The sequence below is a fragment of the Lacrimispora xylanolytica genome (genome assembly GCF_026723765.1).
GTDB lineage: Bacteria > Bacillota > Clostridia > Lachnospirales > Lachnospiraceae > Lacrimispora > Lacrimispora xylanolytica.
Map to the genome: position 1 here is coordinate 3,228,093 of NZ_CP113524.1, position 16,356 is coordinate 3,244,448.

The 16,356-nt window shown below is 42.5% G+C and carries 11 protein-coding genes and 1 pseudogene; 3 read left to right on the plus strand and 9 right to left on the minus strand.

Annotated elements, in window-relative coordinates:
- Positions 1 to 67 precede the first annotated feature (67 nt).
- The 3 genes from OW255_RS15125 to OW255_RS15135 are packed head-to-tail and all read right to left on the minus strand — an operon-like array spanning position 68 to position 1,646.
- Positions 68 to 1,081, minus strand: coding sequence for an AbiH family protein (locus OW255_RS15125; protein WP_268114537.1), 1,014 nt, complete (start codon positions 1,079 to 1,081; stop codon positions 68 to 70).
- A gap of 47 nt (positions 1,082 to 1,128) precedes the next feature.
- On the minus strand, positions 1,129 to 1,455 hold the full coding sequence (locus OW255_RS15130; protein WP_268114538.1) for a hypothetical protein: 327 nt from the start codon (positions 1,453 to 1,455) through the stop codon (positions 1,129 to 1,131).
- Positions 1,455 to 1,646, minus strand: a complete 192-nt coding sequence (locus tag OW255_RS15135; RefSeq protein ID WP_268114539.1) for a LysR family transcriptional regulator — start codon at positions 1,644 to 1,646, stop codon at positions 1,455 to 1,457. Before OW255_RS15135 ends, OW255_RS15130 begins: the two co-directional genes overlap by 1 nt.
- Before the next feature lie 160 nt (positions 1,647 to 1,806).
- On the opposite strand from OW255_RS15135, the pseudogene OW255_RS15140 reads away from it, so the two are divergent.
- Together OW255_RS15140 and OW255_RS15145 are read left to right on the plus strand one after the other, a co-directional pair.
- Positions 1,807 to 2,061 (plus strand): annotated as a pseudogene (locus OW255_RS15140) (tyrosine-type recombinase/integrase); the annotation flags it as partial.
- Complete coding sequence (locus OW255_RS15145; protein ID WP_268116654.1) at positions 1,997 to 2,242, plus strand: hypothetical protein; 246 nt, start codon at positions 1,997 to 1,999, stop codon at positions 2,240 to 2,242. The pseudogene OW255_RS15140 and the gene OW255_RS15145, both read left to right, overlap by 65 nt.
- Before the next feature lie 91 nt (positions 2,243 to 2,333).
- On the opposite strand, the gene guaA is transcribed toward OW255_RS15145, so the two are convergent.
- Both guaA and uvrA read right to left on the minus strand, forming a co-directional pair.
- Positions 2,334 to 3,875 carry a glutamine-hydrolyzing GMP synthase gene (guaA, locus tag OW255_RS15150; protein ID WP_024838486.1) on the minus strand — a complete coding sequence of 514 codons (1,542 nt, stop codon included), beginning with the start codon at positions 3,873 to 3,875 and terminating at the stop codon, positions 2,334 to 2,336.
- Positions 3,876 to 4,427: 552 nt separating this feature from the next.
- Positions 4,428 to 7,253 (minus strand): excinuclease ABC subunit UvrA, encoded by a 2,826-nt coding sequence (gene uvrA / locus OW255_RS15155; RefSeq protein WP_268114540.1) that lies wholly within the window; start codon positions 7,251 to 7,253, stop codon positions 4,428 to 4,430.
- Between the two features lie 660 nt (positions 7,254 to 7,913).
- On the opposite strand from uvrA, the gene OW255_RS15160 reads away from it, so the two are divergent.
- Entirely contained in the window at positions 7,914 to 8,366 is a 453-nt protein-coding gene (locus tag OW255_RS15160; protein WP_268114541.1) for a GNAT family N-acetyltransferase, read from the plus strand.
- Positions 8,367 to 8,489: 123 nt separating this feature from the next.
- Here OW255_RS15160 and OW255_RS15165 read toward each other — a convergent pair whose 3' ends face one another.
- The 4 genes from OW255_RS15165 to OW255_RS15180 all read right to left on the minus strand — a co-directional run bounded on the left by OW255_RS15165 (position 8,490) and on the right by OW255_RS15180 (position 16,217).
- Positions 8,490 to 11,858: an ATP-binding protein gene (locus OW255_RS15165; protein WP_268114542.1), complete on the minus strand. Its 3,369-nt coding sequence runs from the start codon at positions 11,856 to 11,858 to the stop codon at positions 8,490 to 8,492.
- The gene (locus OW255_RS15170) at positions 11,839 to 12,489 is read right to left on the minus strand and encodes a DUF4194 domain-containing protein (RefSeq protein ID WP_268114543.1); all 651 of its coding nucleotides are present in this window, start codon (positions 12,487 to 12,489) and stop codon (positions 11,839 to 11,841) included. The genes OW255_RS15165 and OW255_RS15170 overlap by 20 nt, the downstream gene beginning before the upstream one ends.
- On the minus strand, positions 12,486 to 13,847 hold the full coding sequence (locus OW255_RS15175; protein ID WP_268114544.1) for a Wadjet anti-phage system protein JetA family protein: 1,362 nt from the start codon (positions 13,845 to 13,847) through the stop codon (positions 12,486 to 12,488). Before OW255_RS15175 ends, OW255_RS15170 begins: the two co-directional genes overlap by 4 nt.
- A 219-nt stretch (positions 13,848 to 14,066) precedes the next feature.
- The gene (locus OW255_RS15180) at positions 14,067 to 16,217 is read right to left on the minus strand and encodes a methyl-accepting chemotaxis protein (protein WP_268114545.1); all 2,151 of its coding nucleotides are present in this window, start codon (positions 16,215 to 16,217) and stop codon (positions 14,067 to 14,069) included.
- Between the last annotated feature and the right edge of the window lie 139 nt (positions 16,218 to 16,356).

The following is a 16,356-nucleotide window of genomic DNA, read 5'->3' on the forward strand; positions in this document are numbered from 1 at the left end:
TTGCAACGGATAAACTACATTTTTACATATCATTTTTATGTAATAATCAAGGTAAAGTATAGAACAATTACCCTAAAAATGTATTCAATCCACTGTATTCAATCCCATTTTCTAATTCCTCAAAAGTGATTTTCTTACAATCCAAAAGTTCTAAGGCTCTCTTTTTACCGAAAACGCTAATAATATTAACTACTTTACTTTCGTAATCTTCCTGATTATAAAAATAAATTACTATCTTCCCGGCTAGTACCTCTATATCTTTTATAATATAACCATCTGTATTGCTTAAAGAATGTCCAAAAAAGTATATTACAGTTGAATTATATGAAAAACTGCCATCAGAAAGTACTTTCGGAATATCGCTATGAGCAAACTTGGTCCTATCCAACAAACCTGTACGTTTTTGAATGTTTTGAAAATATTTTTTAAAATATACGAAATCCAAATCGTCATCATTAGAATCTTTTATTCCCAAAACCATATTATCACTTTTTATTGAACCGTGTACATAAAAAACAGAGCTATCATCAACTCCATACAGCTTATATGTATCTGTGTAATTAAAATTCACCACATAATCAAACTTAAAATCCAGAAGTTGTTTAGACCTTGTTTTTACATTTTCTAAAGTTACAACTTCATTCAGATATATTCTAAATGCCTTTATGAGCTCATCTAAATTCTTTCTGACTTTTTCTATAAACCATCTTTTATTAATGCAACCTCTAACATTAGGAGCATCAGAATGCATATAATATCTATCACCTTTAAGAAAAATAAATTCTAAATACTCTAAAATTTTTATTTCACTTCTTGAAAAATTACTCGTATCTTGTATCATACGGATATTATTTACAAATGGTAAACATAAAAACTTTTGAAAAATTGAAACTAAATACTCTATTTCATCTTCACAATCAATCCAGCCATCATTTTCATGGATAACTTTTCTAAAATGCTTAATAAATATGTTATCTTTATATTCACTATCTTCTGCATATTTTACAAAATCATAGTATCCTGTTCTTAATTCATGATATAAATCAAACCCGTTCCCAATAACCAAAATATTCTTATCCATCTCATTTCCCCTCCTCCTATGTACATTTCTATAATCATACACCACATTTATCCAAAGGAAAAGCACCCAGTTTCATTATTATAGTAAGCCCTTGCCATAGTGCACCCTGCCGTATCCAGTGCGTTTATGGCCTGTTCCCGGAATCCTAGGAATGAAAGCTCATACCCGTAAATCTTTCGGAAGAATCCCTTTGTAAGTTTCATATCAGGGCTTATGCTTTGTAGGAGCCGTTCCCGACTGGCCGGAACCTCTATTACTACCTGTTCTCTGCAAAACAGATTGTCAAACATACCACTACGCTCTGCCTGCTCCATACAATAAAACATTTTCTCTGCTTCTTCATCCGTCAGGGGTCTGCGCTGTGACAGATTCATTAGGAAGCCCCTTCCTGATCTTCAAGGCCAGTCCTTTCATAAAAATACTTCCTCGGTACTCTCCCGGCTCTGGTTATGTATCCCTTAACATTTATCTCGTCGATCATTTCTTTAATAAGTTTATAGCCATCTCTAACAGAACAATCCATGATCTCGGCCACTTCCTCTGCATTTATCATTAACTTACTCACCTTTTTTACTCCTTCCTGCAAATCCGCACAAATGTGGAAGTCACATAAATTTACGACATTGATGTTAAAAACCTCTTTACTCGTCATATAGGACGAATGGAAAAAGATTTATGATTCTAGGACAGAACGGCACCTTTTCACCATGAAAGGTGAATACCCTCTGCACGATCTCAGGCATAGCCACGCAAGCCTATTGATAGAATTGGGATTCTCCCCTTTGGCCATAGCTGACCGCCTAGGTCATGAGAAAGTAGAAACCACATTAAACACTTATTCCCACCTGTTCCCACACAAGCGTGATGAGATAGCTGAAGAACCGGAATTTTTTTTAAGGATGAGGATATTTTATAATGGTAAATATAGAAAATGCATTTACGAATGTAGGTTGGATTTTAATACCGTTCTCGTTTGTTAGTTATTTTTTATTGGGGTTAATTGCTTATAAATGGAAAGTTAGGTATAAAGCTAAATTAGTAAAAGCCATTTGGTATATCCTAAATATAGTTTTATCCGTAACTCATGATGTGACAACTGAAAATATAGCAGTTATGATTTTATGTTTTGAAAGCTACGAAGCTATTCTTGAATTTTTTTAGAAAAAAAATAAAACCTTAATTAATAGTTCCATTACAAAAAGAAAAGAGCCAGATTCCCTTGAATTTAAAAGGTTTTCTGGCTCTAAGTATTTTATTCAAACTCAATAGTAGCCGGCGGCTTCCCAGTGCAATCATACAGCACCCGGTTCACGCCTTTCACTTCATTTACAATTCTTCTGGTCACTGTACCAAGAACCTCCCATGGAAGTTCCGCAGATTCCGCTGTCATAAAGTCAGAAGTCAATACCGCACGAAGTGCGATCGCATAATCGTAAGTTCTCTCATCTCCCATACATCCAACAGAACGCATGTTAGTAAGAGCTGCAAAGTACTGTCCTAATCCTTTATCAACCCCAGCTTTTGCAATCTCTTCTCTATAGATTGCATCCGCTTCCTGAACGATCTTCACCTTTTCAGGAGTTACTTCGCCAATAATACGAACCCCGAGTCCTGGGCCTGGGAATGGCTGGCGGTAAACTAGGTATTCCGGAATATCAAGTTCCAGACCTGCTCTTCTAACCTCATCTTTAAACAGAAGTCTTAAGGGTTCAATGATCTCTTTAAAATCCACATGCTCTGGCAGACCGCCTACGTTGTGGTGGGATTTAATCACAGCGGATTTGCCAAGTCCTGATTCAATCACGTCAGGATAGATGGTTCCCTGTACAAAGAAATCTACAGCGCCTATCTTCTTTGCTTCATCTTCAAATACACGGATGAACTCTTCGCCGATGATCTTGCGCTTTCTCTCTGGATCTTCCACGCCCTTTAACTTGTCGTAGAAACGATCCTGAGCGTTCACGCGGATGAAGTTTAAGTCATAGTGGCCTTCTGGTCCGAATACAGCTTCTACCTCATCGCCTTCGTTCTTACGGAGTAAGCCGTGGTCAACGAATACGCAGGTTAACTGCTTGCCTACTGCTTTGGAAAGCATAACAGCAGCTACAGAAGAATCGACACCACCGGATAAAGCACAAAGTACTTTACCATCTCCAACCTTTTCACGGATAGCCTGAATAGAAGTTTCTACAAAGGAATCCATCTTCCAGTCACCGGAACACTTGCAGACGTTGTAAACGAAGTTTGAAAGCATGGTAGTACCTTCCTGGGTGTGCATAACCTCAGGGTGGAACTGTACGGCATAGAGGCCGCGCTCTTCGCATTCCATGCCTGCAACTGGACAGACGGGAGTGTGAGCGGTGACTTTAAAGCCTTCTGGTGCTTTTTCTATATAATCGGTATGACTCATCCAGCAGATGGTCTTGGAGCTGACATTTTTTAAGATTTTGCTGTCGGCTTCTACGTCAACTTCAGTCTTGCCGTATTCACTGACAGGCGCTGTGTTTACCTTGCCGCCCAGCATATGTGCCATTAACTGAGAACCGTAGCAGATTCCCAGAATCGGGATTCCCAATTCAAAGAGCTCCTTTTCACAGCGAGGTGACTCTTCCTTATATGCACTGTTTGGACCACCTGTAAAAATAATTCCTTTGGGATTTATTTCCTTAATCTTGTCCAGTGACAGCGTGTGGGGATGAACCTCACAGTAAACATTGCATTCTCTGACTCTTCTGGCAATCAGCTGGTTGTACTGTCCGCCGAAATCCAGAACGATAATCATTTCTCTTTTCACGGGTATTCCTCCTAATTTCATCTTTGACAAATAGCGCTTTGGGTTACATTATATTCTACTTCCTTGGGCTTGACAAGCATTTTCTCGAATTCAAAAAAAACATGTGGAAAGTCACAAAATATTAGGTGTGACACTCCCAAACAGCCATCAAATAGCCAGTGGTAGCGCTTGACCTGTTTTCACGATTATTTCACAAATTGGTCAAAGTTTTATCACAAGAAACATTTATGATATTCCTTGTAAACGATTGAAGCATTTTTTCTCATAAATACTTTTTCATATCACGCTGGCAGAATCCCCCTTCTGCCGGCGTCTTCCTTTTCTTAGGAATATGATACATTCTAACTGCTGCAATACACCACCGCACCTTGCATTTACATTCGTAAATTTATCCCTAAATTTGACCTATTTATAATATGTTCCCTTGTTCCAATATATCATACCTGCTATGATACAGGAAAATCCCGCCTGTTGAACCATACTGCTGTCATTTCTGACAGGCATGTTACAAAAGGCGGAATCTTCAATATCATTATAGTTATGAAACCATACTTATTCTAAATATTTCTTTATATAATGGCCGGTGTAGGAATCAGGACAAAGTGCCACGTCTTCTGGTGTGCCCTTAGCAATGACGGTACCGCCCTTGTCTCCTCCTTCAGGGCCAATGTCAATGATGTAGTCCGCAGTCTTAATGACCTCCAGATTATGTTCAATGACAACTACCGTATTGCCGCCCTCTGAAAGCTTTCTTAAAATCTCAATCAGCTTGTGAACATCAGCAAAATGAAGTCCCGTGGTTGGCTCGTCTAAAATGTAGATGGTCTTACCCGTTCCACGCTTGCTTAATTCTGTAGCCAGTTTAATTCTCTGGGCTTCACCGCCTGATAATTCTGTGGAAGGCTGTCCAAGTCGGATATAGGAAAGTCCTACATCATTCAGAGTTGATATTTTTCTTGAGATAGACGGTACATTTTCAAAAAACTTTACGGCTTCTTCTACGGTCATATCAAGAACATCATAAATGTTTTTTCCCTTATATTTCACATCTAAGGTCTCTCGGTTGTAACGCTTTCCATTACATACTTCACAAGGGACGTAGACATCAGGAAGAAAGTGCATCTCTATCTTGATAATACCATCACCATTACATGCTTCACAGCGTCCGCCTTTAACGTTAAAGCTGAAACGGCCTTTGGAATAGCCCTTTGCCTTTGCATCAGGGGTGGAGGCAAATAAGTCACGAATCAAGTCAAATACACCTGTATAGGTGGCTGGGTTAGATCTTGGTGTTCTTCCAATTGGGGACTGATCGATGGCTATGATTTTATCAAGCTGATCCACGCCCTCCAGGGACTTATGCTTTCCTGGAACAGTTCTTGCCCGGTTTAATTTCTTTGCCAGAGCTTTGTAAAGAATCTCATTGACAAGAGAACTCTTACCGGAACCCGATACACCGGTGACACAGGTCATGACTCCAAGAGGGAAAGAAACATCAATGTTTTTTAAATTATTCTCTTGTGCTCCCTTTACAGTCAGATATCCGGTTGGCTCTCTGCGCTCTTTGGGTACTGGAATCTTAATGCGACCGCTTAAATAAGCTCCGGTGACTGAATTCTTATTCTTCATGATCTGCTTTGCAGTTCCTACTGCAACAACATTACCACCGTGCTCTCCGGCACCTGGACCGATATCCACAATGTAATCGGCTGCCATCATGGTGTCTTCGTCATGTTCTACCACAATTACGCTGTTTCCAAGGTCTCTCAGATGAAGAAGGGTCTTTAACAGCTTGTCATTATCTCTCTGGTGAAGACCGATACTCGGCTCATCTAAGATATAAGCAACGCCAACCAGTCCGGAACCAATCTGGGTTGCCAGACGGATTCTCTGGGCCTCTCCGCCGGACAGGGTTCCTGTAGCACGGCTTAAGGTCAGATAATCAAGACCAACATCAATGAGGAAGGAAACTCTTGCTCTGATTTCTTTTAATATCTGATCACCAATGGCACGCTGCATAGGAGTCAGATTCATCTGGTCAAAGAACTCACGGAAGCGGACGATGGACATATTGGTGGCTTCGTAAATATTTTTATCTCCTACCGTAACGGCAAGTGATTCTTTTTTCAGTCTCATGCCGCCGCAGGCTGGACATGGGGTGATGCGCATAAAGGTCTCATACTCAGCTTTGGAGGACTCAGAATAGGTTTCCCGGTATCTTCTGGCAACATTCTGTACTAGTCCCTCAAAGGCAACGTCGTAGATGCCTTCTCCTCGCTGTCCCTTATAATATACTTTTACTTCCTTTCCATTGGTTCCATGGATCAGGATGTCATGTACTTCTTTTGGATAATCCTCAAAGGGAGTATTCAGCTTAAAATGATACTCCTTTGCCAACGCATCCAGGACCGCACGGGTATAGCTTCCCTTATCGGTACAGGACTGCCAGCCAAGAACGGTAATGGCTCCTTCATCAATGCTAAGGCTCTTGTCCGGAATCATCAGATCTTCGTCAAACTCCATCTTATATCCAAGACCAAAACAGTCCGGGCAGGCTCCAAATGGGTTATTAAAGGAGAAGCTTCTTGGCTCAACTTCGTCAATGCTGATGCCGCAGTCCGGGCAGGAAAAGCTCTGACTGAAATTAATCGGATTCCCATCTATCACGTCTACGATCATAAGGCCATCTGCCAAGTCCATAACAGTCTCAATGGAATCGGTCAGACGCTTTTCTATGCCTTCCCGGATAGCCAGACGATCTACTACGACTTCTATGTTATGTTTTATGTTCTTGTCCAGCTTGATTTCTTCAGACAGCTCATAGAGATTGCCATCAATTCGGACTCTGACGTAACCGCTTTTTCTGGAGTTTTCCAGTACCTTTGCGTGCTCGCCTTTTCTTCCGCGGACCACTGGAGCCAGAAGCTGAATCTTTGTTCTCTCTGGCAGCTCCATAATCTGATCTACCATCTGATCTACGGTCTGTTTCCGAATCTCACGTCCACACTTCGGACAATGAGGGATTCCTACTCTTGCATAAAGAAGTCGTAAATAATCATAAATCTCCGTTACCGTACCTACGGTGGAACGTGGATTACGGTTGGTAGACTTCTGGTCAATAGAAATGGCCGGCGAAAGACCTTCAATGTTCTCCACATCCGGTTTTTCCATCTGGCCCAAGAACTGTCTGGCATAAGAAGAAAGGGACTCCATATAGCGTCTCTGTCCCTCTGCATAAATGGTATCAAAAGCCAGGGAAGATTTTCCCGAACCGCTTAAGCCCGTTAAAACTACCAGCTCATTCCTTGGAATATCCACGGAAACGTTTTTTAAATTGTGCTCATTGGCACCTCTTATCTTAATATACTGTTTTGCCATAATGTACTCCTGTTATCAACTGACATCCTGAATGGCACTGCCTCAGGATGGGGGCCTCCTCAGCCCACTCCCTTATAACACAACAACTGATTTTTCCAATTATATCACACTATTTTGCTTTTTGCAAACATTTGTTCGATAATAAATCTACAATTTAGTCTTTCTGATCAAAGACCAGCAAACTCCATTATATATCATGCAACAGAGAAAAATAACTATGAAATCGCATCCATTCCAGGATACATTAAGGAAGGCAAGAAGAAAAAGAATGAGGGATTGATATAAAATAGATACAAGAGTTGCCAGGGGGGAACCCCTGATTTTTCATATGCGAATGCACATAGAATGTAACACACGCTCCATAAGTTCACAGGCTAATGGCATGTGATGTGATATGATGTGATATGATGTGATGCGAAGTAAGATATAGTCGCTTTTCTTATTTATAGAGAAATAATATTTATTTATCAAGAAGAAAAGCTACTTTTCTTGACATCCACCTTTCTATTATATATGATTTTATTTATTCTCAAAAAAATATTCTAAGATACGCGTTAGTACATTACATGTGCATATGCGTATGCTTGAACACATGGGTGGGCACGTGTTGACAGCTTGCAGATTCTAACAAAAAAGGTATAAATACAAGGAGGAAAAGACTTGAGGTTTGAATATACGAATTCAGTCAGTCAGGATTTCATTTTACTGTGCCAGGAGCTGGATGAATCTTTAAATGAACAGGTTGGCGGAGAGAAGAACCGCTCTCAATATGCCCAGTACAATTATTTGGATGACATTAAAGATGTGATCGTGGCCTATGACAATGATTTACCCGTAGCATGTGCCAGCTTCAAACGGTATGATGAAGAATGTGCCGAGGTAAAGCGGGTTTATGTGCGTGATGAATATCGGGGTAAGGGAATATCTAAAAAGCTTATGGAACTGATTGAGGTCTATGCCAAAGAAAAAGGATTTCAAGCTCTGATACTGGAGACCGGCAGGCCAATGACCACGGCAATCCATTTATACCAGGGCATAGGGTTTGAGACCATTCCTAATTATGGGCAATATAAAGATATGGCTGATTCCATCTGCATGAAAAAGGTACTATAATTTACCTGCCTAATTCATAGAAACAGGGCCTAAGCAAGCGCATTGATCTATTGATCTGCACAGCTTAGGCCCTGTTCGACTTTTTACTCTATAATTTCTTTCTTATAAGGATAGATGTTCTTTTTAGCTCTCCACGTCCTCATCAAGCTCCTGCATCAGTTCCGGGAAGCTCTCCCGTTCAAATTCCTGTATGGATATGGACTTCTTGTTTGGATTGGCGAAAACAAAGGTTTTGTCCACATTTTCCACGTAATTCTGGATTTTATCGTTGGTGGCACTGATAATTGCCTGAAAGCCAAGACCACGGATCAGCTCGATACAGCTTGCTACCTTTTCTGCGTCCATTTTCGAAAATGCCTCGTCAAGAACCACCAGGCGAATGGTAGGATTTCTTTGCACCTTTGGGGACTGGCTGATGCGGTAGGCCTGCGCAAAGCTTGCAAGAAGTGCCACATAAAGGGGGTTCTGGCCCTCTCCGCCGGAGTTTTTCTTAAGCATTTTACTTAAGCGGATTTTAATGACTTCATCTTCATTTTGCACCAGCTGCTGCATGTCAAAGGACAGATAGGTGCGGTAATCTGCGTACCGGTCCATATTTCTCTTGGCTTCCTCCATCTGCTCCGGGGTGGCATTGTCCGGCGGGATGAAGATATTAATAAGGTCATTGATGATTTCTCCGTACTGATTTTCGTGCTCCATGGTGAACAGGTTCATCTGGTCATCCACAGCATCCGTTAATTGAGAGGGATTCACCTCCAGGGAGTCATCCATGAACATGTCGTAATAACGGCCGTCCGGTCCTTTGTTCTTACCGATGACAAACTGGTATTTATCCTTACCGAAATCAAGACGGCTGATGATCCGGTTCAGTTCATCCTTTCGCTGAATGGCATCCCGGATGGCACTACGTATCTTGAACATGAAATCGTCTTTAAAATGAAGAACGGCTGATTTTGCCTGTTCTGCTGCCATTTTCCGATACTCTTCCAGATTTCCGCATTCCATCAGTTCCAGTAGTCTGTCGTACTCTTCATTGTCCTTTGAGGTAAGAGAGCAGTTTCTGTTGGGATATTTCCTTCCATACTCTCCTCTGGCAGAGACAAGAATAGAAAAGGCATCATCCCTTGCTTCCTCTGCCTTCTTTGACAGAGCATAGAACCGGTCCTTCAACCGGTCGTATCTCGGGATTTCTTCTGTCTCAAAATACGCTCTGCTTTCCTCTTCCAGCTCTTCCTCTGGTTCCAGGCTGCTTGTCTTCTCCACCAGCTGTGACTGAAGCTCCAGAATCTCTTTTTGATATCCTTCGATCTTACCGCTGCATTCAAAGATCAGCTTATCTAAGGCTCTTTGCTCTGCCCGCTTTCCGTCACACAGTATTAAAATGGCTTCCCGCTCCTTTTCCCACTCGCTGACATTTTGGGCTTTTATTTTCTCAAGCTTCTGTTCCAGCTTCTTTTTTTCTTTTTCCTTTTGATTTAAGGAGTTCATATCCTGCTGCCATTCCAGATAAACGCTTGTTTCTTCTGATAAGGCTTCCATGGAAAGAATTCTCTGGCATTCTTTTAAGACCTCTTCCTGAGGCTTTTTCTCTTCCTCCATGGAAATAAGGCTCTTTTCCAGCAAACGGATTCTTCTGCGGACGCTGTCCTTGCCGATATAGGCAAATTTCGTGTAATTGTCCGGATTCATATGCTGGAGCCGGAAGGTGTGATACAGCATGCAGTCTGGAGTCACTCCTACCTTGCAGCGGCGAAGCTCCTCCACGGTCAGGCATTTTACAACGCGGCCCAGGAGAAGATCGATGTAAGGCTGTAAGTAGGTCTCACGCACCACGACCTCCTCGGACAACGCTCCTTCCATTACCTCACTGGTATGCTTTGACGCTTCCTCGGTATCCAGAACTGCCACGTTATAGTATTCGTTCCTATCTAGCTCCCCATAGATTTCAAGGGCTGTCTTAGCATATGCCGGAGATACCACCAGAGACAGCTTGTGATTGCCCATGTAGCCCTCAACGGCATTTCTCCAGGTTTCGTCCCTGATATCCAGAAGGTCTGCTAAAACCCACACTTCTACGGCTTTTCCCGTCTCTTCTAAAAGGCGCTTCTGGACATAGGCTCTGGCCCGTTCTAAATATTTGGGGTAGGCTTTATTGCCTGCTTTAAGCTGGGTCAGTTCTTCGCTTGTCTGGCGCTCTTTTTTGCGGATATCACGTAAGGTACCTTCCGCTTCTTTTTTGGTCTCTTCTGTCTCTTTTTGCATTTCAGCAATGGAACGTTTTAACCGGATGAGAGTTTCCTCATCTGCTTCCTTTTTGCCAAATGCCTCGATATCCCAAATGGTCTGGTTTGCGGTGGTATCTTCTTCCACCCATTCCTTCAGCTTATCCGAGGTCTGGGACCATTTGACAGCACTTTTGTTTAAATGACCGATCAGTTCCTCTGTCGCATTCCACTGATTTTTTAAGTCCTCATATCCGGTGGAAGAGATTCTTTTAAGAAGCTCTTCTCCCTGCAGCGTCAGATCTTTCACCTGACCTTCCAGGCTGGTCTTTTGCTCTTCCTGACGAAGGAGGTCTTCCTTTGCAAGCCCAGTTTTATCCGTCAAAGCCTGGATTCTTGTCTGGTAGTCCTTGATTTCCGCTTTCCGGAAAAAGTACATATTTTTATGAATCTGGTCATTGAACTCCTGGACCCGATTGTATTTATCCGATAGTTCCTTTAGAATACTGATCTCAACCGACGTATCCTCGATTTTCTTCCGCATGCGGCCATACTGCATGACGCTTTCCTGCATATCCTCAATATGGATATCCTGGTCCATGCAGATGTATTCCTTTACGAAGTCCTCCAGCTTGATGTTCATTCGAAATGGAATGGCCCGTTTAAAGAGCAGTGGAAATTTCTCTGAATCAAGGCCGCCTAAATATACATCATAGAGCTGTCTCCGAAACCGCTCGTTATGGGACGTTGCAAAATACTCCTCCTTCGTATAATTAGAACGAAGGGTTGCAGTAATTTCCTCTATGGTCATGGCCCGGTCAGACGTCCGGTATCCATTGTCCCATAATGGACCCTTGTGCCAGAAGAATTTTCTGGAGATTTCATTGGTGGAGGTCTCTACATCAAAAACAACGCCAACGCACTGGAACGCCTCCGTATCAGTTCGCTCCAGCTCCAGCACAATGGTGGTTGAGAAATTCTGGTTTCTTAAGTAGGCAAATTCATTGTTCTCTCCAATGTTCACCATGCCCCGCAGATATTCAATGAGATTTCGGTCGGAATCATCGGCAGCCGCCTTATTAAAGAAGCCCCGACCATCGGTATTGGCATATAGAAGAATCTGCATGGCATCGATGACCGTAGATTTTCCGCTGCCGGAATGACCAGTAAAGAAATTGATTTCTTTATGGAAGGATAAGGTTTTCCGGTTGATATAATGCCAGTTGTTTAACAGGATCCTGGAAAGAGCCTCAAATTTCTGATTCGTCATCGCTGTCCTCTCCTTCTTCAAATGATTCTAACAGGCCCCTGACGTCGTCACCAAAAAGTACCACATTGATACAGGGGTAGATGATCAGCCGGCTGTCCCCTTCTAAGTCTTCCAAAAGGTCTAAGGGTTCCAGTACCTGATATTTCTTTAACAATGCTATGGTCCTTCTGATTTCAGTAGGAGCTGGCTGCTTTTTAAAGAGCCGGTAGCTTCCAAGCTTCTCGTGGATATCACTTAATGTGGTATAAACATTGACGCTTGTAGATACCTCTGCCATCTGTTCGTCGTAAATCAGCTTTAAAACAAGAAGATATAGGGTAGCAAGCTTTGGAAGCTTATCTCCCATGGTCGTTTCTCCCTGAATATAAATGATCCCAAGCTGGCTGTTTTCCAGAATGGATACACCGATTACGGCAAGATAGGAACGGATAAATTCCAGATGCTTGTTGCAGATTCGAAATTCCTGATTATAGGCAAAGCGTTCGGTCCGCTTATCGTACTTGTGCTCCAGCACAAAGGTCTGACGCAGGAGTATTTTTAAGCCGTCGGTGACTTCTCTTTTCTCCTCCTGGCTTAAAGCGTCATAATATGGAATCTGGCCGATGGCGCCAGCAGTCTCTTCGTATGTCATGATTCATTCCTCCTTACAAACACCAGCTTGGGGTAGCGGTATCTGCCATTGTCAATCAATTCCGGTTCAGGATTTTCCACTCCGTAAATGCTTTTTCGTCTGGTGGAATAATCATAAGCCAGAATCAGCATTTCAAAATCCTCTGCCGTTTTCACCGTATGCTCTGTCACTTCCATACGACCGTGATCCATATGGGAAGCCAGATAGCTTTCGATCTCTTTTCGGCTGTAACGGTTCTTTAGCCGGTTTAAGTTTAAAATCTCCTGAGCTGTCAGCTCCACAGATTCCTCATCTGCTGCAAGGGTCTCTTTAAAGACAGACCTTGGCTTTCTTTTCTTATATAGAGCATGCTCCGATAAAATGGATACCTGGGATAAGTTCATCCGATTGCCAGTCTCCTGGATCGCAGCTTCCTGATCCTCTGCCTCTGATAAATGATTTAAAAGGCGGATGACAAGGCCCTTCATGTTATCTTCCTGATTGAGCAGATAATTAAGCCTTGTTACGGTGGCCCGGATATACCTGGAATGTTCCTTATCCATGTTGGCGATCCGGTGCTCAATATCATCGAATCCACGCTCAATTTGATCCAGCTTTTCGGAAACATCTGCTGCCGTTACTTTATTCCGGCTGCGGACGCTCATCTCTTCCATCCACTGGACATCCTCCCGCATAGCGCTGATCCAACGCTTGATATCATTTTTATAGAGATAGAAGTTATCAGAGGTTTTTAAAATGTGGTATTTCTTTTTTACGATTTCTTCCACATAGCCTTCCAGATGATCCTTTAAAAGCTCTCCGTATGCCCTTTTTTCCAGGAGGCTTGCAAAGAACTTGTCCATGTTGTGAAGCATGTCCTGAAGTGTCTTGTTGAGCCGTTTCGTGTTGACGTAAGCTGTATTTAACAGACTGATGCTGGCTCTGGGATCATTCTTAAGGGAAAAGAGAATGGCGTAAATGTTCTGGATATAAATCTGAGTCTCATCTTCTTCGTCTGTGGTAAGCTTAAAAAATGCCTCAATCATAACAGCAGCGTAATCAGGGATTACGATATGGACTGTCATGGAGGCATAATCATCTACTTTTCGAAGCCAACCGGCTCTTAACAGCCAGTTAAGCACTCTGGCGGCAGGGGGTTCCAGCTCATCGGCTTCCTCCTCCAGCTCATCTTGCCAGATGACGAACCGTTTCTGGAGAAAGTATTCGTCAAGCACCTGGAGACAGACCTCTCTGCTTAAAAAGTAGTTGCTGTATTCGTATTCTTCATTAATTCTCAGCAAAGCTTCTATGTAGGTAGACCGGTTGATGGAACGGAACAATCCCCAAAAGCGGTCGGGTATTTCATTCATCAGTATCATAATTCTTTCGCTTCCTCTCCCGTCCTTCTGCTGTGATTCTTACCTTTCAGCGGCTTTTTTGCAGAAACGGACAAAAAGAAACGGCTATCATAGGTTCATGACAGCCGTTATGTTTTTTTAAGGCTTCTCCTTACATTATAGCAAAAATCTCCATTTCTTACAATAACATTATACTGGCTGATGGTATCTGCCTCTCATGGTATCTGCTGATAATGATGATTAGTATTTTGAAGAATGGTAGCTCTGTACTTCTTCTGGAATCTCAATCTCCTGGGAATCATGGGAAACAGCATTGTATGCAGAATATCCGCTGTCAAATGCCTCCTGCTCCTTGACTGGGGCAGCTCCCATATCCTGTAGACGGAATTTTTCCACTTCCTGTTTTAATAACTGAGCCTGGGCATCTAATTCTTCACTGGATGCAGAACTTTCTTCCGCAGTAGCCGCATTGGTCTGAACTACTACAGATACCTGGGTCAGGCCCTGGTTAATCTCATCTATGGCTTCCACCTGTTCATAAGAGGCAGTTGCAATCTCCTGAATGGTCTTTTCTACCAGTGCAGAATGCTCTGCCACTTCCTTTAAGATACGGGTCGTCTCACGGGCAATTTTTCCTCCCTCTGAGACGGTCTCAACAGAGTGTCCGATCAGCTCTGCTGTCTGCTTGGCGGCCTCCGCAGATTTACCAGCCAGATTCCGTACTTCATCGGCAACGACTGCAAAGCCTTTTCCTGCTTCGCCGGCTCTTGCAGATTCCACAGCCGCATTCAGGGCCAGAATATTCGTCTGGAATGCAATGTCCTCAATCACCTTGGTTATGCTGGATATCTTATCGGAAGCCTGTCCGATTTCCTTCATGGATTGATCCAGCCTCTCCATGTAGGCATTGCCTTCATTCATTCCGTCACTGGCCTGTTTCACATAATCGGTTGCTTTTTGAACATTGGCTGCATTCTCCTGGGCTCTGTTTGCAACACTGGTTATGGAAGAGCTTAATTCTTCCACCGTAGCGGCCTGCTCCGTAGCGCCTGCTGCCAAAGCCGTGGAAGCATCTGAAATCTGCTTGGAGCCATCTGCCACACGTTCTGAGGCTTCCTTTATCTTACCAAAAACGGAATTCAGATTTAAAGTGATTCGATTTAAAGAATCCCTGATCTTTACAAAATCACCCTTATAATCCTGGGTTGTTGTAACGGTACAATCTCCTTTTTCCAGTCCGCTTAAAATCATGGATATCTCATTGATATATTGATTTAAGGTATTAACCGTCTGCGTAAAGGACTGAGAAAGGATTTCAAGCTCATCACCTGAGCTTACCTGTGGTACTTCAGTATGTAAATCTCCCTCTGACAGGGCCTCGATGCGTTTCACCAAATTGATGATGGGGGTTACAATAGGAGTGGCAATGCGGAACGCAAAGAGCAATGATACCCCGATTAACAGAACCGTCATAAACGCAGTCATACCCACAGACTGATAAAATGCCATCATCATCTCTGACTTATCGGAAACGACTGCCATGGACCAGCCATCGGTATTGGTGACCGGTGTATATCCCATAATCAGAACTTTACCCTTAAAGACTGATTGCCGGATACCTGTATTTCCTTTTGCCATATCCTGAATATTATTAGAGAGAACAGAAAACGCTTTGTCCGTTTTTCCCATTTCAATATAGTTGGTCTCATTTGCTACGGTCTCTCTGTTTTTATGGGCAACCACCTTACCTGTTTTATCCACAATAAAACCATAGCCTGATTTACCTATGGAAACTCCGTCAATCATGTTGCTGAACGTATCCGCATCCATGGCTCCAGATATAATTCCGTTGAATTGTCCGTTATTGACTTTCGTGGCAATCACCAGAATGGTTTTTCCAAGCACCTCGCTGTGGAAGGTGGAAGAAAGATAGGTCTCTCCCTTCATTGCCTGGATAAAATATTCCTGATTGCTTATATCGCTTCCATTGCTGGCTTTTCCGTTGACATCTGCTGTAATCAAATCGATAAAGCCATATTGCTTTGCCAGCTTGTCAAGAGCCTCTTTTCTCTGATCCGGGCTTTTATTCTGATCTGTTATGGATGTGTACTGGGATGCGGATTCAATCTTTGTCTTATAGACTTCAATGGCATTCTCCACGGACTGACTATAAGCCTTGGCCGATTCCATCAGTCGCTTATCGGTGTTATCTTTCGTATCACTATAAAACATAAAACCATTGACTACTCCAAAAAGAATCGAAATTGATACTGAGAGACTGATGATACCAATTAACAATGTCTTTTTAATGGATCGTTTCTTTCCAGTTGAAACCTGGCCTTCCTCTTTTTTTCTAATAGCCTTTTGTAATAATTGACTCTTCCTTTCCATGGTCATATCCCCCACTTATCCTTTGTATTTTTCTAACCGTTTCTTTCCAAATCGTATTTGAATTATATAACAAATAGCAGATATTTGTCAAATATTGTAAAATCTAGTCATAAGGCAAGTGTTAGCGTATATCAAGGGA